Here is a 22,226-nt window from a genome sequence, read left to right as displayed (position 1 = left end):
CACAAAGGCTATTTTTCTATTTCTTCAAAATCATACAGTACCCTCAAGCTGGATATCTCGTCGGCACTCTTGGCTCGCTGCATGCTCAGCAAGGCGTTGGAGCGATTGAACTGCCGCAGGTCTGTCAATACCTCATCCATCCGGTCGCCGGCTTTGGCAATGACAGCCAGGCGCTGGGCATCAGACATTTCGGTAGCGAAGGAATTGATCACCATCAGCAGCTCTTCCAGGCATTTGAGGCTTTCCCCCAGCATGCCTTCGTATACTGCGCTCATCGCTTCCAGTTCTTCCGGCCGGAAGTGCTGATCACGTTGGAACAACCCATAGGCTTTGCGATATTGGTCCACCATCGCCACCTGTTTGTCGGCAATATCACGGATGCGCTTGTAGTAAGCAATGGCAGAACGCACCTGCCAGAGCTCTTTATAATAATCTTCGTATTGTTTACGCTGTTTTTCCACCCACTCGGAGATCTCGCCGAGCTTCATTTTGCTCATGGTGTTCTCAAGGGCTTTCTGCGCGTTTTGAAGGCCTATGGTTTTATTCTGCAGCCGCTGGACCTGCAGGTCCACGGCTTTAATGACTTTCTTTGCAGCCGCTTTGATCACCGTCCAAATAATGGCATGGCTCTTTTGCGGTACAAACGTCAGGCTGATACAAGTGATTCCCATCACGATCCACTTCCACATAATCTTTCACTTGAATTTTAGACAATAGCATCTACCTGCGCCTCAAAGAAGCGCACGGGGTGGGGTTACAAAATGATGAATTAGCTTACCGCTTTAGGCTTCCCACTTTACGTAACGTATCGCTGGCATCCATGATCAGCTGCTTTTGCAGGTTGACGCGGTAAGTTTTGCCACGCTGCACGAGGTACAGTTCTTTGGATGCAGGATTATAACGGGCGGTGAGTTGCCGGGATTCTTCCCGGGGTACCCACTTGCCTTTTCTACGTTGTTCCACCTTTACGTACTGTACCACGGGAAATTCATTTAAGGGGCCATCCGCCCGTCCGATATGCAGCGTTTCTGTCACTTTAGCGTTATCGAGTTCGTGATAGCGGCTATATTGACCTGGCAATACGGCTTGAACATCGGCGGCCTGGTCATGGCGACAAGCGCCGAACAACATGGTAAAAGGCAATAAAAATTTTAATCTGTGCATCATATCTGTTGTATTTGTGAGGATGATCAATCAATAGGTGAACCCAGTAAGGCCAATCTTTTCTGCTCAGCTAGGTCATGGATCAGGGCGCGGATGCCTTTAGCCATGTCGCCAAATTTTGCCGCATATTGTTGGACCATCACTTTCTCCTTTTCTTCCGTCGTATAACAGTAGTACTCTTCGCGGGAAACTTCCACACCAAACACCTTGCTGTGGGTGCTGCCCATGCCGAACCAACCGTCTTTATAAATGCGGTCACCAGTTTTGCCTTTGTTCATGGAAAGAATTTCCGATTTCTGTTTTTCAGTAAGGCTGAGCAGCTCCTGCAACATGCCGAACTTGTTGACATGCTTGCTTTGATCCAGCAATATCTTGACGTCGGAGTTATTAATGATGGCCTGTTTGACAATACTGGAAGAGACAATATCCTCCACATCCTGCGTGACGACCCAGGCTTCTCCGAAAAATTTCCGCACTGTCTTGAACAAGTACTTGATATACTCGGCGAAACCAGCCTTCATCAGTGCTTTCCAGGCCTCCTCAATGAGGATGATTTTACGCACACCTTTAAGTTTGCGCATTTTTGAAATAAAGATTTCCATCACCATCAACGTGACCACCGGAAAAAGAATAGCATGGTCTTTCAAGTTGTCCAGTTCAAAGACAATCATGCGCTGGTCCAGCAGGTCCAGGTTCTCTGTCGCGTTAAGCAAGTAGTCAAACTCCCCGCCGGCGTAAAAAGGACGCAGGACGTACATAAAATTGTCTGCGTCAAAATCCCTTTCCTTAACATTGTCAGCTTTAAGTTGATCGAGATAGTGGTCCCGGAAAAATTCATAAAAGGAATTAAAACAGGGAAATACCTCCGGGCGTAGATCGAGGTAGGCAAAATAGGCAGCCAATGCGTTGGACAAAGCGACATATTCAGACCGTTTAAACACCTCGTCATCGCGTTTCCATAGGGCCAACAGCAAGGCTTTAAGGCTTTCCTTTTTTTCGGTATCCAGGATATCACCCGCAGAGACAAAAAATGGATTGAACCGGATCGGGTTCTTCTCTTCGTAGGTAAAGTAATATCCGCCTACCAGCGTGCACAATCCCCGGTAACTGTGCCCGACATCCACCAGTACGATATGGGACCCGGTTTCATAATAGCTTCTAACTAAATGATTAGTCAGAAAACTTTTCCCAGATCCGGAGGGCCCCAGGATGAATTTGTTGCGATTTGTTATGATTCCTAACTGCATCAACTCATCCGATAGGTCTACCCATACCGGCTTTCCGGACAAGCGGTCCGTTAACCGAACCCCAACCGGCGAAAGGGAGGTCCTGTAGTTAGTTTCCTGGTTAAAAAAACAGGTCGCTTGTTCGGCAAACGTTGAAAAGGTATCGTTTAGGGGGAAATCAGCTTCATTGCCGGGCAATCCGGCCCAGAATATCTGCGGGGCGCCCTTTATTTCCTGTCGGGGTGTGGCGTCCATTGTAGCCAGCGCGGCTGAGGTAATATTGCGGATATTCTTGAGATCATCCAGTTTATCCGTCCAGGTTAGCAGATTAAAATGCGCTTTGACCGGCAGCCGTTGCTCGGTAATGGCCTCGTTTAAAAAAGCGTTCACGGCGTCCCTGCTGATCGCATTTTCGCGGGAGTAGGCAGACATAGATTGCAGCCGCCGGCGTTTGCTCTCAAACTGTTTGAGGGTCTTTTGGGTATCCTCAATGAAAATGAACTGGTTGTAAATATGATTGCAGTTCAGCAGCCCTCCAACGGGGGCGGCAAAGCTGACCGAAAACTTCGTCTTATCTGTGGAATACCGGTCATAGGTGATGCGAGAGCCACATAAAGAAGGCAAATCGTCAATATCCCCCATGGAATAGAGTTGGCAAAATTTTTCACCGATGCTCCACTGGGGTTTAAAAATAATATCTTTAACCACGGGTATTTCACCTTGCTGCAATAGGAACAGGTATTTTTCCAGGATGCCGGCATGCAGGTCAGTGCCTGTCAATTCACTTTCCTGCAGCCGGTCAATGGTAATGAAACCTGCATCGGACAATAACTTTTCGAATTGGCCGAGCTTATCCTGGAAATCCAACATGGCTTGCGGATTGATCGTTTCCGGCGGAAGGAAAGATTTTCGCAACAAGTTGGAAAATACGCTGCTGGCTGGTTTTCTGCCGGTTGCCTTTTTGGTGATCATCAGGTAACATTCATGGGCCAGGAAAGGCCTTTCATGAAAGAAACGATCACTGGCGGCGGACAGAAAATCCTTGTCCTGGCTAAAATCAGCTTGAAATTTGTCTTCGGTAAACCAGTCCTGCTTGTGCAATACCGTGGCTGGGGGCAATATCTTAATAGCTTTCACCCAGATATGGTGCAATGCCTCATAGTCCTCGTTGGACAGGGTAAAAATCTCGGGTAGCCGCAGCCGGTAGGCGACTGTGACGTCGCCCTGCTTGCTGAGCAAATAGCCGTTCTCCACCTTATAGATGGGCAACTGGCTTTCCATATCCCTAGATCTGTCGGGCGCTTCCCGAAGATGTAAAATGAGTGCGGATAGCACCACCATCACAAGAATCAACGTCACTACCATCCTTCGCTTCTTTAGTTGAATGAGCATATTCACTTATGTTTAGCGGCCCGTATCCAGCAGTGGGCAAAGGGCGCCTTGGTGTCTCATTGTTAAAAAGTAAAACTTCACCGTCGGTGCTGCCCCCAGTTAGTCAGGGCGGCAGTCAGCATGTCGTACTTACAAGGGACTTGAAAAGCCGGATTGTAACGTATGACCACCCAATTTTTTTTAATAACCCCGTGCGGGCGCCACCGGCAACGGTACGCTACCTGGCTGAGACACGTGCACCGTGCCGGGAGGGCGCCGCTCGGGTTGCTTTGCCATAGAAGATTCAACTTTTTAGTATTACCCAGGATACGTTGAACGCGGTGTTAACCGCTTTGTCTCCTGAGTGGAAATACCCTACACAGAGTTGTCAGGTATCGGCGCGAGTGTTAAAAACAATCGCCTGGTACGGCAATGAATCGCCGGCGGTACCTGTCTGAATCCGGCCGCTTTCAGCAGGCCGTGTTCCCCATATTTTGCGCTCAACCGGGCTACCCATGAGAACAACACAAATCCAGACACTCCGACCAGGATCAAGCATATGTAGACAGATATGCCGACGATATACATTACCGCGAAAAGAATAAACAAGGCCAACAATCCCACTGCCAAGTACAAAATGTACTGGGCTCTGATTCCACGAAATTCCAGTGGCCTGTTTATCCCTTTGTTGATTTCGTACACACTGTTAGCCATATACGAAATCAGTTTAAGAAAAAGGCACGCAAAACAGTGGCTACCACCACCAGGAAGATGCAACTACCAAACCAGCCACTGGCGACTTTCATAGTATCCTGGTCGCCTGAGTTCCATTTCGTGTAGACCTTGACGGCACCGACAAGCCCTGCGACCGCGCCAATGGCGTAAATCAAGCTCGTCCCCACATCGAAATAATTGGAAACGCGGGTTGTGGCATCCCTGATACCTGCATCCCCGCCGTCCTGCGCCTGCGTTTCTAACGCGAACAGCATCAGCATAACCGTGGTTGCCATGATGGCTGCCTTATACCGTAGAAACGGGTTACCGCTCCCACAAAATCTCCCTACACATATCCGTTTCATACACAGTATTTATTATGGAATTCAAAGAACTTATATTAATTACCAATGGATCAAATAGCAGATTTCTGTGAGTTACTCACTCCATAAATGCTGCACTTGCTCCTCGCCTAGTTTCACCTTTTTCATCACAAAAGCCTTCTGCACAATTAACCTATTGAGGATCCCCTTATAAGCAGGCTGCGATAATGGCGTATTATTCGAAATCGCTTCCCGCAAGATTGCCAGCAGGACCTGAGGATCACCATTATGATCAAAACTGCTGATGATCGCATCCAGGTAGGCTTCCGCCTGATCAAGGATGGTATTGACCGCCTGGCCTTCAACTGGCTGTTCTGATATTGCCGGCTTCAGGTCGTCCGGTTCTTCTTTGAAATGATCCGTCAATAGCGGCGCATGATCCGGCCCGAGTCCCATGAAGGGATGGTGCTCAGCTGGCGGTTGATGCGTTACCAGCGGCTGTTCGTCAACATGCCAAACTTTTTTAATAGCTTGCGTTGAACCTTCTCTCGGCTTGGGGGCATGTTTGGATTTTGGACGGTATAAAACCAGGATGGACACATAATAGAGAAGCAATAGCGTTCCTACATATATCAAGAAATCTTCCCACGTAATCCCATTGAGCATACCTGCATTTTTGTTGTGTTGTCTGATTGACATTACAAAATTGGCTTCTACAACGGGGCTTGTTTCACTACATCTCCTAGTAGGAAAAAAATTTTGTTGGAGTTAAATATCGTGTTCCATTTGCCGTTCTAAGGCCATGCGCATTTCTTCGGTAAAAGCGGTCCGGTTTTTTTTGCGTAACCGTATCTCCTCAAAAACCTTATATGGATTGGCAAACTGGACGTTGAAGGCAGCAGTTACAGCTTTGACGGTTTGCTGCAGGCTGATATTGCCAAAAACCTTCAACGCATGCAATCCATAGATCAATTCTGCCAGATCCACTTTTTGTGCCCGCCAGGTTAATCGAAAACTCTTTGTTTCATCTGCGGTCCCCTCTCCTGTCAAATCCAGCATGGCATCCTTGATAAATTCGCTAAGTAGCTTGCAGGCGCGCATTTTACCAGCCTTGTAACTCAGTCGGGTATTGCACTTAGGATCGTAAGCATGGTAGAAGTCATCCATGTAGGCAGGGTCAGGCATGTCAGTTCTGATGAAATAATACTGATCTAAATTGGTGGCGCCGGTCAGCAAGTACCGATAAAAATCTTTATAGTGTCGGTAATAGGCCTTGATCCGCCGGAGCTGGCGACGTAGAAATTGTAGCTTCTCCTTTCCGCCTTCTGGCATCCTTGATTCAAGGTCAATCAACCGTAAATAGTAGATTAAGCGACCATCGAACTGCGGCCTGATATGTTTGAAAAAGTGGATTTCCTCCTCGGGGTCCGAAAAGGTGTATTCCATCAGACGTGTTTCCAGATCGCGGATGGCGCGAGACACTAATTCAACGGCTTGTATATAATCTTTGACTGGATTTTCTGCATTGGGCACAATGGTTTGCAAGCCGGACAACATCTCGTCCAGAAGGGCAGATAGATTCTTCATAACAGCGATGATTATATGGTTACAAATGGGGCGCTAGCGCATGGTTAACCGGTTATGTTCCCAGCAAAAAAAAACAATCACGCGGTAAAAGTGCAGGGAAAACGGGGACCTGGGGTAATTACCCCGACATAACTAGTTGTATTTCAAAAAGATAAACTCAACAACTTCTAAAATGGCTGAAAATAAAAATCCGGGGTACGTACCCCGGATAATTATTTGATTATTAATATTTTATAAATCTTAGGTCACTTTTATGTCCTTTAGCCATTGCCGGCAGGAATTATAACATGCCAGGAAATGATCCGCACATTCTTCGAGGCTTTGGGTGACTTTAAGTGGAACACTTTTTTGATTTTTAATATTGCGCAGGGTGGATGCCTTTGTGCGCAGACTATCAAAACTTAATTCCTCGGCGCCAGGCGTATAGACGATAGCGGCGACCCCTTTGAGGGTTTGGTTATAGGATGTTTGGGAATTGGGAACGAAAATCTTGTTTTTAATAAAGGCTTCGGTAAAAATAGCCAGTTTCCAGACCGTGAGGCCCGTCGCAATTTTAAAAGGGATTTTATTGGCACCAGCAGTGTTCTGTTCCATTGTGTGGACATACTCAAAATATTCTGCCTCCAGCTTGATCCATGCCCGCATTTGGTCGGGTGTGGACGGACTATCCGGTTCCGGGGCAAGTTTCCCGAGGGCTTGCAATCGAGCGACCGCGGATGAAGTAATGGCGGTGGAAATATGGAGGCCATGTGTTTTTTCCACCTGCGTGATGCTCTTAATATACCACCGCAGTTTGGCTAACTGTTCTTCCATCGACTCATTTTTCATCTTGAATTTTAACCGTTCGATCGAAAAGGTGATGTATTGGGAGTAATTAAAGTTGAGATGAGTACACACAACATGGATATCGTTATTGGCTTGCTTTTCATCATTGGCTTTTAACTGGAGCAGGACCTGGATTAAATGCTGATAATAGAAATACAGGCGATAATTGATCGTTACATGCGTGTTGTCCAAAAAGGGCCTGATGGGCAACACGATGACATCCAGCAAACTGTTCAGCTCAGGCAACCGGCTAAAATGCTCATAGAGGTTTTCTACCCAATCGGTAAGCTGCGATCGAATCGAGAGACTGTACGAATAGGGAATGTCCGACTCAAAGTTGAAATAGTCCTCAAAATGCCGTAATAAATAATCGATGATCCTTTCGAAACTTTCGCTGAACTGTTGGTAGAATGTACTGAGGTCCGGTCTATCCTGAATGGCGGGGTCGGCGGCCAAACTTCGGATCTTATTGCTTAGGTAGGAAGCGGTTTTTTGCTGATGCTGGAAATACCGTGTCAACAGGTCTGCATGGGTAGACTGATAATAAACTTGATGAAATTGACTGCAAATACGGAGGCTTTCCTGGTTGGCTGTTTCCAGCCATTCTTTTTGCCTGGCAGCCAGTTCCGCCTCAGGCATGGTTGTTAATAGCAGTGGTTGCGTTGAAGCGATTAATGCTTCGAGGGTATCAAACTCATAGTTCATAGTCATAATCTTTTTTTATAGCGGCGATTTAAGTGACGACATTGGGTGTGCTTTCGGCTGACAGATCATGCTACATACACCACTCCTTGCTGGGTAACAACAGGCTCATTTATTTACGGAATTAAGAGGAACATAACTACTTATGAATTTAATGAATTTTAATCATTTATAATCAAGGCATTCCAACAGGATTAAATGATACTGCCCATGACGTTCGAACTCAACAATAGCTTCCCTCCTTCCTCTTCAAAGCAAAAACGGGAATCAAGATTGAAACCCGCTTTAAAATTAAAATGGCGAAAGAACGATTCCCGCAGGTATCCTGGGCATACGCGTAAAAGAGACAACGGAAACTAAAATATACTTTTTCCATACTTGCGGTATTGTGATACAAAGAAAGCGATAAAGCTACCGGGTCCAAAAGGGCTTTCGATGAAACACGCCGGCAATCCGTTGAAATGAAGCCCCGGACATTTCGTCGATAAAAAAGCCGTTTCGACGAACGGGAGGCCTCCCAATATGTCAATTTTGCCAGCAAGAAGTTTTTGGGGCTCACTGGACGAAGACCTTTTAAAAGGTAGAATGGCTCAATATTACTTTCTGGCGATACTCACATGGTAACGCGCTAAGAACTGCTCTGATTAATTTGTACCCAACCACGCCTACTCTACTGCATTCCATCCCGTCAGTCCATCAACTGCCTTCTGCTCTTGCAATTTGTGCTGGCTATATTGACGTCAGAGGCCCAGCGCAATCCTGCATAATTTATAATGGGTAATGCCGCGCCTGGTACTATTTCGAAAATTCAGTCGTCCGGATTTATTAAACCGGACAGTCATGGTAGCAGGTAACTGGAAAGAAACCTGCCTGCGGTAACAAAATCTAAATCGCTGCTGATGAGGTTCCTTATACAGGGCGCTCACCTTTTTAAAAATGGTTGGTTACCAGTTAATCATCGCTATTGAAAGATACTATCTTCACCCATGTTCATTCCTCAGTTATTTGCGATGATGTTATTACCTATTCGGCCATCGAGTTTTTTTTTATCTACAATGCTTTTGTTGAGTGCACGGACTTTCTCTACCGGTATCTTAAACACTGCCCGGTCGTATGTCACCAACCCGTTTTCCTCTATTTCCACGTCGAAAGGTTCTGTAAAGATGGAACCGGTCAACCCCTCCATTTCCAATATCTTTAAATGTTGTGTCATATGCTCATAACGCTCCAGGAAGGTAAATCCAGGCGGACTGCTATGGCCAAAACCTTTTCCCGCCAACCACTCATGGCCTGGTACAGGGGCGTAAGTCCCACCGAATTCCCCACACACCATCGCTTTGCCTTTCTGATAAGGTGGCAGTGTGGGGTCAGGATAATGGTGGAGATCGGTCAGATCGGACCCGACCCAGTTGCGAATAAAACTCCCAGAATGGGCATTGAGAATCCTTGATGGATCCAGCACCCGCATCCAGGCGGCCAGCCGCTCCTGGTCGAAACTGCCCCAGTCTTCATTAAACAGGCACCACATGATTATCGAGGGGTGGTTGCGAAGGGCTGTCACGTGCCGACCGGCCTCCGCTTCGAATTGTACCTTTGCCGCCACGGGCATTTCCCGCCGTTGATACCAGCTGGGCATGTCCTGCCATACGAGCATCCCCAAGCGGTCGCAATGATAATACCAACGCGCAGGCTCTATCTTGATGTGTTTGCGGATTGTATTAAAGCCCATGTCTTTGATGGCCTGGATATCAAAGGCCAATGCCTCGTCCGTAGGGGCGGTATATAGGCCATCCGGCCAATAACCCTGATCCAATACGCCTAAATTATAGGTGTAGCGGTCATTGAGAAATATCCTTTCCATCCCTTTCTCATCTTTGCGGATGGTTATTTTCCGCATCCCAAAATAGCTCCTGACGGCATCAGTTATCTTTCCTTTATATCGCAAGTTGATCGCCAGATCGTATAAATGAGGGTCGTCGGGGCTCCAAAGCCGCGCACGGGGTATGGATAATTTGAAGGACGTCCCCGGTTTAGCGGTAGCCCGGCTGAGGATTTCGCCGCCGTCTTTGGCGGCCGCTTCAACAGTATATCCGAATAATTTTCCTTTGATTTCTACCTGCAGGTGTACAAAGCCGCTGTCCACCTCCGGCATTATGGATAAAGCGGCAATAGCAGTGGCTGGAACCGCCTCCAGCCATACCGTTTGCCAGATGCCGCTAACTGCGGTATAAAATATCCGTCTTGGCTGTAAAGTTTGTTTGCCATGGGGGCCTTCTCCCGTGTCGCTGGGGTCCCATACGCCTACCATCAGCTCGTTGTTGCCAGGTTGTAGCAAACCGGTGATGTCCAATTCGAACGGATCATATCCTCCGCTGTGCGTACCGGCTTGCTTACCGTTGACATAAACAACGGCCTGCTGGTCTACGGCTCCAAAATGTAACAATATCCTTTTCCCCTCCTGGACCGCATTCATGTGGAATTGACGCCTGTACCAGAGCTTTTGCGTGGGAAGCAAGGCTTTTTTTACACCGGATAATGCTGATTCCAGCGGAAAGGGGACTAATATCTTCCCCTCGAAGATGGCGGGAGCAGATGCATCTTTGCTCTTAATGACATACTCCCAGAGGCCATTTAAGTTCTGCCAACCGCCCCGGATCATTTGGGGGCGGGGGTATTCCGGCAAAACACTATCGGCCGTTACCTGGTCTGTCCACCTTGTTTTTAGCGAGGACGGTGGAACCGGCTCCGGGCTCTGTGCATAAGCATTCAATGCCTCACCCAAGACGATCAGCAGTGTATAGACGGCAAGTTTCATAACGATTAATTGATTTTTGCATCCAATCCGAAAACTAACAATAACACAGGGACGAGGTAAATATATACCCCAAGAGCCGGCACTTATTTTTTAAAAAAGGATGTTTGTCCGAATAAAATCCACCGGCACATGGATATGGTTATCCAGCATTCTATACCGGTGCAGCCCGTACATACCCTTAGTGGCGTCGAGTTTTGAAAGCCCGCCTCGGTACCACATTTTGTTGGATAAAGACAGTCGGACCGGCAACTCATCGCGAAATATAGCCGGGGAAAGAGCGCTTCATAAAGCGACTTCTCACAGTAGTGCGGGCAGCGCTGACATTTTTGAACTCATTTCCTGATGTTGTAAGCATTCGATATCACGCTAATTATAGCGTCCAGGAATGCTTATCGTCCCCGCTAATGGTAGCCCGCTGCCAACCAGCTGAGTGTCCTCACTATACCATCTTTTTTGCTTGCAGACATCCAGATCAACGGTTCGGATTGTATAAATGGTAGACACCTAATTATCAGCCCATATGAAACCGCACCCAACTAACCCTATTAAGTTGACGCTTGCAGGATCGGCCATTCTATTTCTTTGGCCTTTGCTGATGCAGGCCCAAGGAGGCCCAAGTCAAAGAAAAATTACCTGCAACCATGCTGCCATCAGGACCGATGAATTTTTTAACCTAGTCTATGAACAAACAAAAATGGTCGTCTCCTATCACAAGACTGCCCTCCGACCTGATGAAAGGATCAATGTCCAGTTTGATGGCGTACCCCTGGATCTGGTATTGAAAAAGGTCTTTCATAAAAAGAGGGTGGTCTGGAAGTTCCGGAAAGACACCATTGTCTTCACTTCTATTCCACCAGGAGAGCTCTTGGTTACCTGGAAACAGGAAAATATCCGTGCCGCGGACTTCTTTAGCATCATTTACGATCAAACACGATTTCAGGCCTTTTATAACGATGAACAATACAGCAGTGATCAAAGAATTTCTGTCGATTTCAAAGACGAACCCCTGGACAATGTGTTGGCATCTCTTTTACGGAAGCGGCGTCTAAGCTGGTATTACCGGTCTGAAACATTTGTCATTTACCCTCAAAAACCGGGTGAACCGGTGCTGGGTAAACTACCAGAAGATGATCTCATCCACATCCATGGCGTCGTTACTAATAAAAATGGCGAACCACTTGAATACGCCACGGTTGCCTTAGCAGATAACAGAAAAGGCACCCAAACAGATCATTCTGGTTCTTTTTCGATGACTGTTTCCGGTCCCAGAGCGAAGATTGCGGTCAGCAGGCTGGGATTTGTCACCAGGCAGCTGGTAGTAGGAATTGACCCGGTAAAAGTTATCCTGGACAATGCAGTTAGTGGCCTGGATGAAGTAAGGGTGATCGGCTATGGGCAAACCAGCAAGAGAACGACAACCGGTGCTATCAGCAGGATCACCACCCGGGATATTGAGCGCCAGCCGGTGACCAACGTGCTGGGCGCTATGCAGGGACGGATTCCTGGTTTGAGCATCATACCGCTCAGCGGACTGCCAGGTTCCAACTTCAAAGTGCAGCTGAGGGGCCGAAACAGTATAGGGAGTGGTAATCAACCATTATTTATACTGGACGGCGTGCCGCTGCCGTCCAGTAGCCTGGCCTGGGACTTTAATGCCCGTGCGGGTTATAATTTTCTACCCGTAACTGCCATGGGATTGGGTGCGAATCGAAGTTCCAGTCCGTTAAACGTTGTCAACGTCGCCGATATTGAAAGTATTGATGTGTTGAAGGACGCAGATGCAACCGCCATCTATGGCTCCAGAGGCGCCAATGGGGTTATCCTCATGACCACTAAAAGAGGGAAGCCCTCCCCGCAACCGGTGTTAAACGTGAACGCCTATCAGGGCGTCGGTATGGCCACAGGCGGCATACAATACTTAAATACGGCGCAATACCTGGAAATGCGCAACGAAGCATTTCGCAATGATAACGCAAAACCGACGGACGCCGATCCGGATGTCAACGGCAGCTGGGATCGTACCCGGCATACAGACTGGCAGAAAGTCTTCATGGGCGGAACAGCCCATATCACCGACGGACAAGCGGCTATTTCTGGGGGGAACGATCGTTTGGGCTATAGGATCAGCGGCGGGTTCAGACGGGAATCCACCGTTTACCCCGGTGCTTTTGATTACCGCAAAGGCGGGGGAAGGGCCAATATACAGTTTGCGTCCCCGGATAACCGCTGGCGGGTGATGATTGGGGCAGCCTATCTTTCCGATTGGAACTATCTCCCGTCCCAAGACCTGGCGTTTTTTTCGGCGACCATCCCCAATGCACCGGCGCCACGGAATAGTGACGGCAGCCTGCAATGGCAAATAGGATATGACAATCCCTTTGCAGCTTTGCTCAGGGTCTACAAAGCCAGCACCGATAACCTGTTGATTAGCGCCAACGCGAGTTACCAGCTTACCCATAACCTACAGTTCAGATTCAGCACAGGATTTAACCGCATGACGGCGGATGAGATTCAAACAGATCCAGCAGGAAGTTATAATCCCGTTTTCGGCCCGTTGAAAGGTCAGGCACGTTTTGCGGATGGCCGTTTGAAAAACTGGATCATTGAGCCCCATCTTATCTATGATAAAAGGAAGGGACCAGGCGCTGTAAGCGTTTTGGCAGGGGCCACCTTTCAAAAGGAGGGCCGGTCACAGCGGCTGTTGCTGGGGACCGATTACAACGAAGACAGCCAGTTGGAGGACATAGCTGGTGCCGGCAACTTATCGGTTGAAGGCTACCATAAAACCAATTACCGCTACCATGCCTTCTTTGGACGAATCAGCTACGACTATGATGGCAGATACCTGATTAATCTCACCGGCAGGCGGGATGGGTCTTCAAAGTTCCTCCGTAAGCGCTATGCCAATTTCGGCGCCGTTGCAGCCGCGTGGATATTTATCAAGCAACCGCCTAACGGTGGGTTATTCCGATTGATCAGTTTTGGAAAAATCAAAGGCAGCCATGGCGTAACCGGCAATGACCAGATCCCCGACAACCATGGGCTACCAGGGGCTAACCGTGGAAACTATACTTGGGAACGGGTCACCAAAACCGATCTCGGGCTGGACCTTGGCTTTTTAGAAAATCGTTTACTCATTTCTGCGACTTGTTATCGAAACCTGACCCGTGACCAGCTCGTAGAAGACCAACGACAGGGATTCAACGGTCCGGTGTCTTACTTAACCAACATGGATGCGACCGTCGAAAACAAGGGCCTGGAACTGGAAATTACGATGGCCATTCTCAAGCACACAAAATGCAGCTGGGAAGTATCGGCTACTTATACGCTGCCGAAAAATAAATTGCTTACCTTGCCTGTCACTGGTCAACAGTTATACGCACGGTTTTATACCGTTGGCCGCTCATTGGATGACCTAAAAGGGCTTCGAGTGGATGGAGTCGATCCGAGCAGCGGATTATACCAGGTATCAGATTGGAATAATGACGGGAAAATAGACGGCATGGATCGTCAGTCCAGTACGACCTTCGGAATACAGTCCTATGGCGCCCTTTATAACAAACTCACAGTGGTTGGCTTTGAACTGGATTGCCAATGGCAATTTACGCAACAGAAAGGCTACAATCCACTTTTCAGCAGCCTGGCGCCGGGCCCGGGTATTGCCATTAATCAACCGGTAGCGGTCATGGGCAGATGGAAGCGGCGGGGCGATATAACCACTATCCAGCGCTTTAGCCTGGGTGGAGCAGCCGCAGCGGATGCCTATGCGTTCGCCGCCAGCAGCAATTACCGGGTAGTAAGGGCTTCATACCTAAGTATGAAGTCGGTATCCATCTCCTACGCTTTGCCGGAAAAATGGTTGCGAAAAACCGGCTTAAATAGTGGTAGACTTTATTTCCTAGGACAAAACCTGTTCACTTTCTCACGGTTTGCCGGACGATCCCCCGAGCAGGCTATTATTGACAGCGATGTTTATCCAACCCTCCGGGTTTTGGTGGTTGGGCTCCAGGTCTCGCTCTGAGAGGTGATAAATTCTTCGCATACAAAAAAGGGAAAGCTGACGCCCGTACAATGACGCAGCATCGTTCTGAATCGACAAATCGACTTTTATGAAAGGACATTTCATCACGTTAACAATGCTGTTGTTCGCTTTGGGAACATTAGCGGGAAAACAATTCTATAAAAAATTGCCTATCCTGGCAAAATACAAGCTAAGTAGTAGTCCGACCGTATGCAGGGGGCCGGAAGATTTGCCCGCAGACTGTTCCGCGGTAAATACCGGGGTTATTTGCGAGCTGCCATTCGGTCTGTATTTCAAAACCTACTACCAAAACGTCAACTGCATCACCCCTTATTACAAAATCGTCTGAGGGGATCGATGGTATCCGAAAATAGCAATGGTGGCCAAATGCCACCATTGCTTTGCAGGTTCAACAGCTCCCATGTTCAAACTGGAAGCATTATTACTGGCCATTTTTCTTTCGTACTTTATCATCAGCCGGACGCAAATCCTTCCATCATGTGGCTGCCCTAGCAAGCATCCTTCTACGCTGGCCACAATTCTCGGCTGTGCGAATGGCAGCGGAATGGCGCTATAGTTCCATCAGCTCTAAAGATGTATTTTTAAACTTTTCGGGTTTAACAAAAAAAGTAGCATAAGCCCTTTGCTTTGCCTCCAATTTTTTATGATACTTTTCACAAACCTCGCCCGACACATACAACCACACATCCCGGCCGTCGATTGTTCTCATTAATAGCACCCATTTTAAAACCGGTTCTCCATCAACACCTCTCTTTAAGACGCCCTGTGCCAGACACACTTCTCCAGTGAACGCCGCCATGGACGGCTTCTTCCATCCATCAATGAGGTAATACAATAAAAATCCTGATACTGCCAACAGAAAAAGAGAACCGCAAGCTTTTCGCTTCATAATATTGATTGTTTTGATGTAATGATCGCGTGCAAAATCCGCTGCAAACCCGCCTAAGCTACCATTGCTCTACCCCCAGAATATTTCCTTCCTTTTTAAAATAGATGATATAGCTATCCGTAAGCGACAACACTTTAAATATCGGCTGCTCTTGTCGTCCATAATCACTCGGTGGCTCCTTCAGAAAAGTGCCAAACCAGAAATCATAGTCAAAGAGCAAGGGGATCTGCCTGTCATTCACCAATAAAACACCGTGGGCAAGGTCAACCCACGGATTTGGTGGGCAATCCGGATCAAAAGCAAATACCGTCAATCTGAAGGTTTGCCCAGTATCAGCTTCAAGCAAACAATAAAAATCCTTTTTGTCAGTTGTTGTTAAAATGCCAATGATGTGCTCCTGCACCTTCATGCCGACGCTATCCGGCACGCTGAGCACCATACGGCGATTTTGGGCTTGAACGGACAATTGGAGGACCACCAACAGGACGAATGAAGCAGTCATTTTTTGCATATAAAGATTAGTTCTTCATGACTTTTTTCCCAGTTGATCGCAGAAATTGTTCAACTCCGTTATCAATCGATCTTTTCTGATATAGGCTATAGCACCTAACCGAATGGCATCCTCTTTATCCTGATCTTGGTAATCCGTAGATAAAATGACGACCGGGGTGCCGGCCATCTTAGGATCGGCTTTAATCAACTGCAGAATATTAAGACCCTCAATCCCATCATAACCAATCAGCATATCAAGCAGAACAAGGTCTGGTTTATTTTGCATTATCGCCTCCAATATATTTTCTCCGCTCCTTACTACCGAATACGAAATCTTAAAATGAACCAAGGACATGGTGATAATATTTATCCACCCTGGGTCGTCCTCAATTATCAATACTTTCATACGTCAAATATGAAGAGTAAATTATTAATTATGGGTTCCGCCTGACTGCCAGTAGCTGCCGCGAAAAAGGCGCTCCTAAAAAGAAAGGCAGCTCATTTCGTTGCGGGCTTGTTACGTAGCGTTGCATCAACAAGTAACTGGTGAATGCATCGGGCTTGCTGAATAATAAACTCATAATGCCATCGAAATCAACATCCTTCTCATATAATCCGGTATCCCCCCTTTTGATGACATTAATCAGGGCATCCTGCTCAAAATCGGCGATGGCCTTTAGTGATAACGGTCCCTCTTTTAGTTTTTTCCATTCTCTCCACCCTTCCAGCCACGATCGCCGCCGCATATTGAATGTTGATCGCATGACAGCTTTCTTATTGTCCGAATGCTCACTCGTCTCCAACCCGAAATCAGCCCGCGCCATGATCCGCCCTAACTGCTTCCAGTACATGCTACTGTTTTTCCCATACATCCCGTAATCAATCAGCCCGATCATCACCAGTGTTCTGGAAATTTCACTGTTGTAGGTGAGATGTTCCTCATTCATATAGGCATGCAAGTAGTTTTCAGCGGTTTCGTCGCTGAATGCCGCTCTTACCTGACAGTCAGGGTGCAGCGGCGCCACACTGGCCGCCAGTTCCCTTCTAACCTCATCAGGAAGCCGCATAAAATAATGGTCGATGACTTTAAGAGGAGCATACATAGAAATTATTTTCAATTACTATTTGGACGTTATCTTAATGAATGTCCATGCAGACTTCCGACAGGATCACCGTATTGGTAACGGTACTAAACGAAGCATGTGCCGCCTGTTGGGAATTCTTATGATCAGCAGGTTGACACGCTCCAATTCCTTTCTGGCTTTATATAAAGCCGATCTCATCGAAAACATGATTTCAGGCTCAAATTTCCCAAACATGTACTGTGCAATATCCTCTTCATGCAGAGGCTTTTCCGGATGGAGGAAAAATATTAGCAACAGACGGTAGACGAGCCCACTAATAGGAATGGTTTCATTTCGATAAGTTAGTTGTTTTACATCGAGTACAACATCCTGGTATGGAATCGCTGTATCTAAATTCCGGATGTCCGCCAGTGGTGACGTCGGCGAAAATTCCAGTGCTAATGTGTAGCGTAGGCCCATCCTTGTCACAATATCAGGATCATTTGAAAGAAGGGTCCGCATTCTTGTCAGTGCAGCGTTGATGGAAAGTCTATTTTTAATTTCGGGCTGGGCTTGCATGATCTCCAATATCCGCTGTCTGTTCAGGATGCTCCCAAGCTTGCTGAATAGTTCTTTGTACAGCGCAAGCAGTGATGGAGACAGGGCAGACAAACGGATCAGCCAAAATATATACCTGGAATTCAGCATTCGGTTATACTCAACATCACCCATACTGGCAGGGAAGTTGGGAATTAACGATGGGGGCAATTCCTGGGCCGCGTTATATTTCTCCCTTTTTTTTCTGACGACAATGACTGACATATAATTATATTTGGAATATTACAATAATAATCTATGGGCTTAGTCTTCACCCATATCGAGCGGCGGGGTAATTCTGAAATAAACCCTGGGCATAAACATGCCCGGTTTTTTATTTCTGTTCTGAACCGTCAGGGTCATGCTAGCAACCCTGCGTTAACCACGTAAAATACGCCATAATATTTCCAGGTAACATGGTTGCTGATGGCTTTATACCTGGAACTTCGCTTTGCCGTTATGAAACAATCGCGCCTACGCACTGACTCTTTACCTTCGGATATGATCTTCAGTTTTTGTAAGATTTTTCTGTCCCGACTTTTCAGCGTTCCCAATTGCTGTTTTAATTGCAGCGTGGTTTCCTGCTGGGTCAAGCCCATGAAATACCGCCAGTAAACGATTTCCATTTCTTTTTGATTGAGGAAAGACAGTAGCATCGAAACCTCCAATTTAGCGAATAGCCGATCCGGGTACAGGAACTTATCCGGAATACCGCTGCCTGTCAACACTAAAAGTTTATGCCTGGATTTCTTTTGCCTTAAATGATTGATAGAAGTATTGAGTGCTATCCTCTTTACCCATGCACTGAAACTCCCTTTACATGGATCATACAAGTGAATTTTTAACCATGTTTTGACAAATACCTCCTGCAATATATCTGCAGCACCGCTACTGCCTGTCACTCCTTCAATGAACTGGCGGAGGGGCGTAGCATACCGGTCATAAAGCTGTTGGTAGGATCGATCTGCATTTTTTCTGAGTCCGTCCACCAAGTTCGCTTCAAAATGGTCATTCATAGTCTCGCTCATGTGTAAAAACTGGTTATTGCGTGCCTACAACTAAAATGGTCATCCCGAGACAAATCAGGGGCATGAATTTCATAGCCCTACAACTTAATCATGTTTTCAGTTCGCTTCTGCCCGATTATTGCGGGTCTTGCCAGCTTGCTATGTTAACCTAAAGTATGAACGATTGAGAAAAGAGCCAGCCCGAGAAGAATCAAGAGCCGGCCTTTCATCCATTGTTTGTTAACCCCAAATAACTCCTATTGTTTGGGGTCATTAACACATCTTTCATCTTATATTTATAACCAAAATCTTGTCCCCAAAAAAGTAACATATTGACCTCCTTTCTACAAGCTGGTATATAGATGGTGTCAATGAATGCCCTAAAAGTGCGACACGGGAATAAAATATTTTTTTACTGGAAAGGATGGGTTAACGAATATGCAGATTTCCATCAGCGTCCAGTTCCCAATGGAAACGTTGGCTGTCGCTGGCAGCGTTGGCATTGTGCAGAAATTTCGAGATGGGTTTATCAAATTCCATGATGCCCCTAAATTCTACTTTTTCGATTTCTTTTCTTTCAATAAATACCTGGATATTATAGTGGCGCTCTATCTGGACAGCCAGATCTTTGATGGACGTGCTGTCGAAATGTAAAACTCCTTCTCTCCAGGAGAAACGTTGATCGGGATCAAAATCCCTCACGAAGAGTTTACCGTTTTTTTCGTTGAGTACAGTTTCCTGCCCAGGTTTGAGCAAAACGCTCTGTTGATGACTGTTTACGGAAATGGCGCCATTTTGAAGAGATACGGTGAGCGGACCGTAACTATTTACATTGAAACTGGTACCCAGGACATTTACTGTACCAGAGGGTGTTTGCACGAGGAAAGGACGGGACGGGTCAGGTGCCACTTCCAGGAAAGCTTCACCATCGATATAAATTTCCCGTTGCTTTTCCTGGAATATAAATGGGAATTTGCAAACCGTGGCAGCATTTAAATACAGGATCGATCCATCCGAAATTTGAATGGAATACCTCTTAGCCTTGGGCACCGTCAGGGTGTTGAGGGCATTGCTAGAGCCAGTGCCTTCTACCTGGTAGGAGGCGGTGCCTCCGCTGACGCGAAAGAGCGCAGATCCAGCTTTTACCATGCCACTGTCCGTCAATACTACCTCTTCTCCTGAGCTGAGTTTGATGGCGACTTGCGACGGCGTGGTCGCCGTCACACGGGAAAAAGGCACTTTCCGGGCAGTAAAGTAGTAAAAGACCCCTGCAAACAACAGGACCGCCGCGGCCAACGACATCGCCCAGGTCTTCACCCGACTACGTTTGTTGACAATTTTTTGGAAAGTACGATCCAGCTCTTGATTATCGAGGCCTGGCTGGAATTGCGGGTGATGGTATATGGTGAGCAGTTCGTCGTATTCCTTTCGGATAGTCTGATCTGTTGCCATTAGCCGGCGGGCATGCGCCTCTTCCTCCGGAGTGGCGACTCCAGAAACCACTTTCAACAATAGATCTGTGATATTTTCCATGCTGCTTATAGAGGGTCGATATAGATGTTGGCCAGACTTTTCTTTGCGCGTTCAATGTGCGTTCTTACTGTCCGGACGGAAGTACCCATAATGGCGGCCGCTTCAGCATACGAACATTCCCATAGTACCACCAGTAACATGACCATGCGCTGTTGCCGTGGCAGCTGGGCTATATGCCTTTGGGCGTCGCCCCCGATGTGAGGGTCCACGACAGGTGCTATTGTCTGCTCAATGTTGCGCTGATGCGCCATTCTTCGATTCTTATGTTCATTGTGTTTCCAGCACCTCATCCTGCACCGGTTGAACAAAAATGATGCAAAAGAACGGATTTCTTCCTTGACATATGGACGTTCGTTCCAAAACTCGCTAAATACGTCCTGGGCAAGATCCTGCGCCATGGTAAAATCATTCACTAACCTGACCGCCAATAATTTAACTGGAGTAAAATAGGTATCATACAAAAGCCTGAATGCAAGGTCCCGGGTCTCTTCACAACGTAAATCTCTCAGCATTACACTGTCATCTATACGGTTCATAGAAAAGGGGCGGATTTTGGTGCAACATGACAAACTGTATTAGGAATCGAATGTAAACAATATTCCTAACATTGTGCATCCTGTGTGCAGCAAAACATAAATGTTACGTGAAATTATAAATCTTTCACATGACAATCCCAAGAATAGTATATCTAAATTATTAGTTTTGTATAATTCTTTTTATCTGAAGTGCAAAACCCCGTCCTTGATATAATACTCCAGGTCTGTAGTCTCTTTAAAGTTTTCCAGCTGCTGCTGGAGCGATTTATTCCTGTCCAGTTTGCCGGTAAATACCCTTCTGGCTATCGCAGGGTTATCCATTACCACTTCCATTCCAAACCAGCGGGGTAAAACCTTGCAAATGTCCTCCAGCGGCGTATCAGCAAACTTATAGATACCCTTTCTCCAGGCTAAAATAAAGTCTTCATCGAAGGCATGGGTCTGAATGGGGGTTCCGTAGGCGTACACCGCCTCAAAACCTGGCTTTACGATCTTAGTTTCAGCCAGGGCCTGCATTTTTACGGCACCACTCACCAGCGCCACTCGGATCACCCCGGAATCGTAAGTATTCACGTTAAATTCTGTCCCCAGCGCCTGCACGCTGGCCCCTTCCACTTTGACTAGGAAGGGGCTTTCAGTGCTGGCCGCTACTTTAATATAGGCCTCGCCTTTGATGGTTATTTCTCGTTTTTTACCAAAAGCAAAGGGAAACTCTACCGTGCTCGCAGAGTTCAGCCAAATTTGCGTTCCATCAGAGAGCTGCAGCTGGTAGTCTTTCCCTACCGGTACCCGGAGGGTAGCAATGCCGCCAGCTGATGCCCCAGATACTGTATAACTCAGCGTTTTATCTTCATTATTGAGGGTAGCGCCTGCAACGGCTACCTGCCCGGAAGTTCTGGAAAGATCCATAACTGAGCCGTTGGGCAGGATCAGCTCAATTCCCTTTGAGGAGCTTTGCTGCGCGAGTTGACCGGCATTTTTGCGGGCAGGCAGCATCCAGTACACCAACATGCCGACAGCTACAATGCCTACTGCCGCCACGCTATAAGGCCACATGAGCCGATGGATGCCACGATTACGATTATTGATGATGGACCAGGTATTACCCAAAGATGCATCCGTATCAAAGTTTTTGCCTTTGGCCCGAATATCCTCTGATCTATAAAAAGCTTGCAACTCCTTATAATAAGCATAGGCTTCGCTGTCTCCCGAAATGAGTTCCATCAGATAGTCCTCATCTTCCTGGGAGATCACCCCGGTGATTTGTTTTACGGTGAGCTGCTCTATGATATCAGTATCCACTTTCATTGGTCTATTAGTATAACACAGCGTGAGTTGT

The 22,226-nt window shown here is 47.1% G+C and carries 20 protein-coding genes; 2 read left to right on the top strand and 18 right to left on the bottom strand.

Translation table 11 applies throughout. From position 1 onward, the window contains the following. Window positions 1-8: 8 nt before the first annotated feature. The 9 genes from R3I13_RS18295 to R3I13_RS18255 form a co-directional block, all read right to left on the bottom strand. Window positions 9-689 (bottom strand): conjugal transfer protein TraI, encoded by a 681-nt coding sequence (locus tag R3I13_RS18295; protein ID WP_346319405.1) that lies wholly within the window; start codon window positions 687-689, stop codon window positions 9-11. An 85-nt stretch (window positions 690-774) separates the two neighbouring features. Beyond that, complete coding sequence (locus R3I13_RS18290; RefSeq protein ID WP_346319404.1) at window positions 775-1,167, bottom strand: hypothetical protein; 393 nt, start codon at window positions 1,165-1,167, stop codon at window positions 775-777. A gap of 23 nt (window positions 1,168-1,190) precedes the next feature. After that, window positions 1,191-3,782, bottom strand: coding sequence for a TraG family conjugative transposon ATPase (locus R3I13_RS18285; protein ID WP_346319403.1), 2,592 nt, complete (start codon window positions 3,780-3,782; stop codon window positions 1,191-1,193). Between the two features lie 354 nt (window positions 3,783-4,136). Beyond that, window positions 4,137-4,475, bottom strand: coding sequence for a DUF4133 domain-containing protein (locus R3I13_RS18280; RefSeq protein WP_346319402.1), 339 nt, complete (start codon window positions 4,473-4,475; stop codon window positions 4,137-4,139). Window positions 4,476-4,483: 8 nt separating this feature from the next. Then, window positions 4,484-4,771: a DUF4134 domain-containing protein gene (locus tag R3I13_RS18275; protein ID WP_346319401.1), complete on the bottom strand. Its 288-nt coding sequence runs from the start codon at window positions 4,769-4,771 to the stop codon at window positions 4,484-4,486. 141 nt (window positions 4,772-4,912) lie between these two features. After that, window positions 4,913-5,464 (bottom strand): hypothetical protein, encoded by a 552-nt coding sequence (locus R3I13_RS18270; protein ID WP_346319400.1) that lies wholly within the window; start codon window positions 5,462-5,464, stop codon window positions 4,913-4,915. A gap of 102 nt (window positions 5,465-5,566) precedes the next feature. Continuing rightward, the gene (locus tag R3I13_RS18265; RefSeq protein ID WP_346319399.1) at window positions 5,567-6,385 is read right to left on the bottom strand and encodes an RteC domain-containing protein; all 819 of its coding nucleotides are present in this window, start codon (window positions 6,383-6,385) and stop codon (window positions 5,567-5,569) included. 240 nt (window positions 6,386-6,625) lie between these two features. Next, complete coding sequence (locus R3I13_RS18260) at window positions 6,626-7,921, bottom strand: hypothetical protein (protein WP_346319398.1); 1,296 nt, start codon at window positions 7,919-7,921, stop codon at window positions 6,626-6,628. Window positions 7,922-8,909: 988 nt separating this feature from the next. Beyond that, window positions 8,910-10,727: a sugar-binding domain-containing protein gene (locus R3I13_RS18255; RefSeq protein WP_346319397.1), complete on the bottom strand. Its 1,818-nt coding sequence runs from the start codon at window positions 10,725-10,727 to the stop codon at window positions 8,910-8,912. Window positions 10,728-11,247: 520 nt separating this feature from the next. Between R3I13_RS18255 and R3I13_RS18250 the strand changes: the two genes are divergently transcribed. Both R3I13_RS18250 and R3I13_RS18245 read left to right on the top strand, forming a co-directional pair. After that, entirely contained in the window at window positions 11,248-14,748 is a 3,501-nt protein-coding gene (locus R3I13_RS18250) for a SusC/RagA family TonB-linked outer membrane protein (protein WP_346319396.1), read from the top strand. 88 nt (window positions 14,749-14,836) lie between these two features. Further along, a complete protein-coding gene (locus R3I13_RS18245; RefSeq protein WP_346319395.1) occupies window positions 14,837-15,097 on the top strand; it encodes a hypothetical protein in 261 nt (86 codons plus the stop codon). Between the two features lie 222 nt (window positions 15,098-15,319). Here R3I13_RS18245 and R3I13_RS18240 read toward each other — a convergent pair whose 3' ends face one another. From R3I13_RS18240 to R3I13_RS18200, 9 genes are all read right to left on the bottom strand, one after another. Then, window positions 15,320-15,658 carry a hypothetical protein gene (locus R3I13_RS18240; protein ID WP_346319394.1) on the bottom strand — a complete coding sequence of 113 codons (339 nt, stop codon included), beginning with the start codon at window positions 15,656-15,658 and terminating at the stop codon, window positions 15,320-15,322. Between the two features lie 58 nt (window positions 15,659-15,716). Further along, window positions 15,717-16,169 carry a hypothetical protein gene (locus R3I13_RS18235; RefSeq protein ID WP_346319393.1) on the bottom strand — a complete coding sequence of 151 codons (453 nt, stop codon included), beginning with the start codon at window positions 16,167-16,169 and terminating at the stop codon, window positions 15,717-15,719. Between the two features lie 15 nt (window positions 16,170-16,184). Next, on the bottom strand, window positions 16,185-16,556 hold the full coding sequence (locus R3I13_RS18230) for a response regulator (protein ID WP_346319392.1): 372 nt from the start codon (window positions 16,554-16,556) through the stop codon (window positions 16,185-16,187). A 28-nt stretch (window positions 16,557-16,584) separates the two neighbouring features. Continuing rightward, complete coding sequence (locus R3I13_RS18225) at window positions 16,585-17,253, bottom strand: hypothetical protein (protein WP_346319391.1); 669 nt, start codon at window positions 17,251-17,253, stop codon at window positions 16,585-16,587. A gap of 66 nt (window positions 17,254-17,319) precedes the next feature. Then, window positions 17,320-18,036, bottom strand: a complete 717-nt coding sequence (locus R3I13_RS18220; RefSeq protein WP_346319390.1) for a hypothetical protein — start codon at window positions 18,034-18,036, stop codon at window positions 17,320-17,322. A 134-nt stretch (window positions 18,037-18,170) separates the two neighbouring features. Then, a complete protein-coding gene (locus R3I13_RS18215) occupies window positions 18,171-18,839 on the bottom strand; it encodes a sigma-70 family RNA polymerase sigma factor (protein WP_346319389.1) in 669 nt (222 codons plus the stop codon). A 408-nt stretch (window positions 18,840-19,247) separates the two neighbouring features. Further along, complete coding sequence (locus tag R3I13_RS18210; protein WP_346319388.1) at window positions 19,248-20,351, bottom strand: FecR domain-containing protein; 1,104 nt, start codon at window positions 20,349-20,351, stop codon at window positions 19,248-19,250. Window positions 20,352-20,356: 5 nt separating this feature from the next. Beyond that, entirely contained in the window at window positions 20,357-20,887 is a 531-nt protein-coding gene (locus R3I13_RS18205) for a sigma-70 family RNA polymerase sigma factor (protein ID WP_346319387.1), read from the bottom strand. 180 nt (window positions 20,888-21,067) lie between these two features. Further along, window positions 21,068-22,195, bottom strand: coding sequence for a FecR domain-containing protein (locus tag R3I13_RS18200; protein WP_346319386.1), 1,128 nt, complete (start codon window positions 22,193-22,195; stop codon window positions 21,068-21,070). Window positions 22,196-22,226: the final 31 nt, after the last annotated feature.

This window comes from Chitinophaga sp. YIM B06452 (assembly GCF_039655965.1).
Classification (GTDB): Bacteria; Bacteroidota; Bacteroidia; order Chitinophagales; family Chitinophagaceae; genus Chitinophaga.
This window is presented reverse-complemented; position numbering and strand designations above follow the sequence as displayed.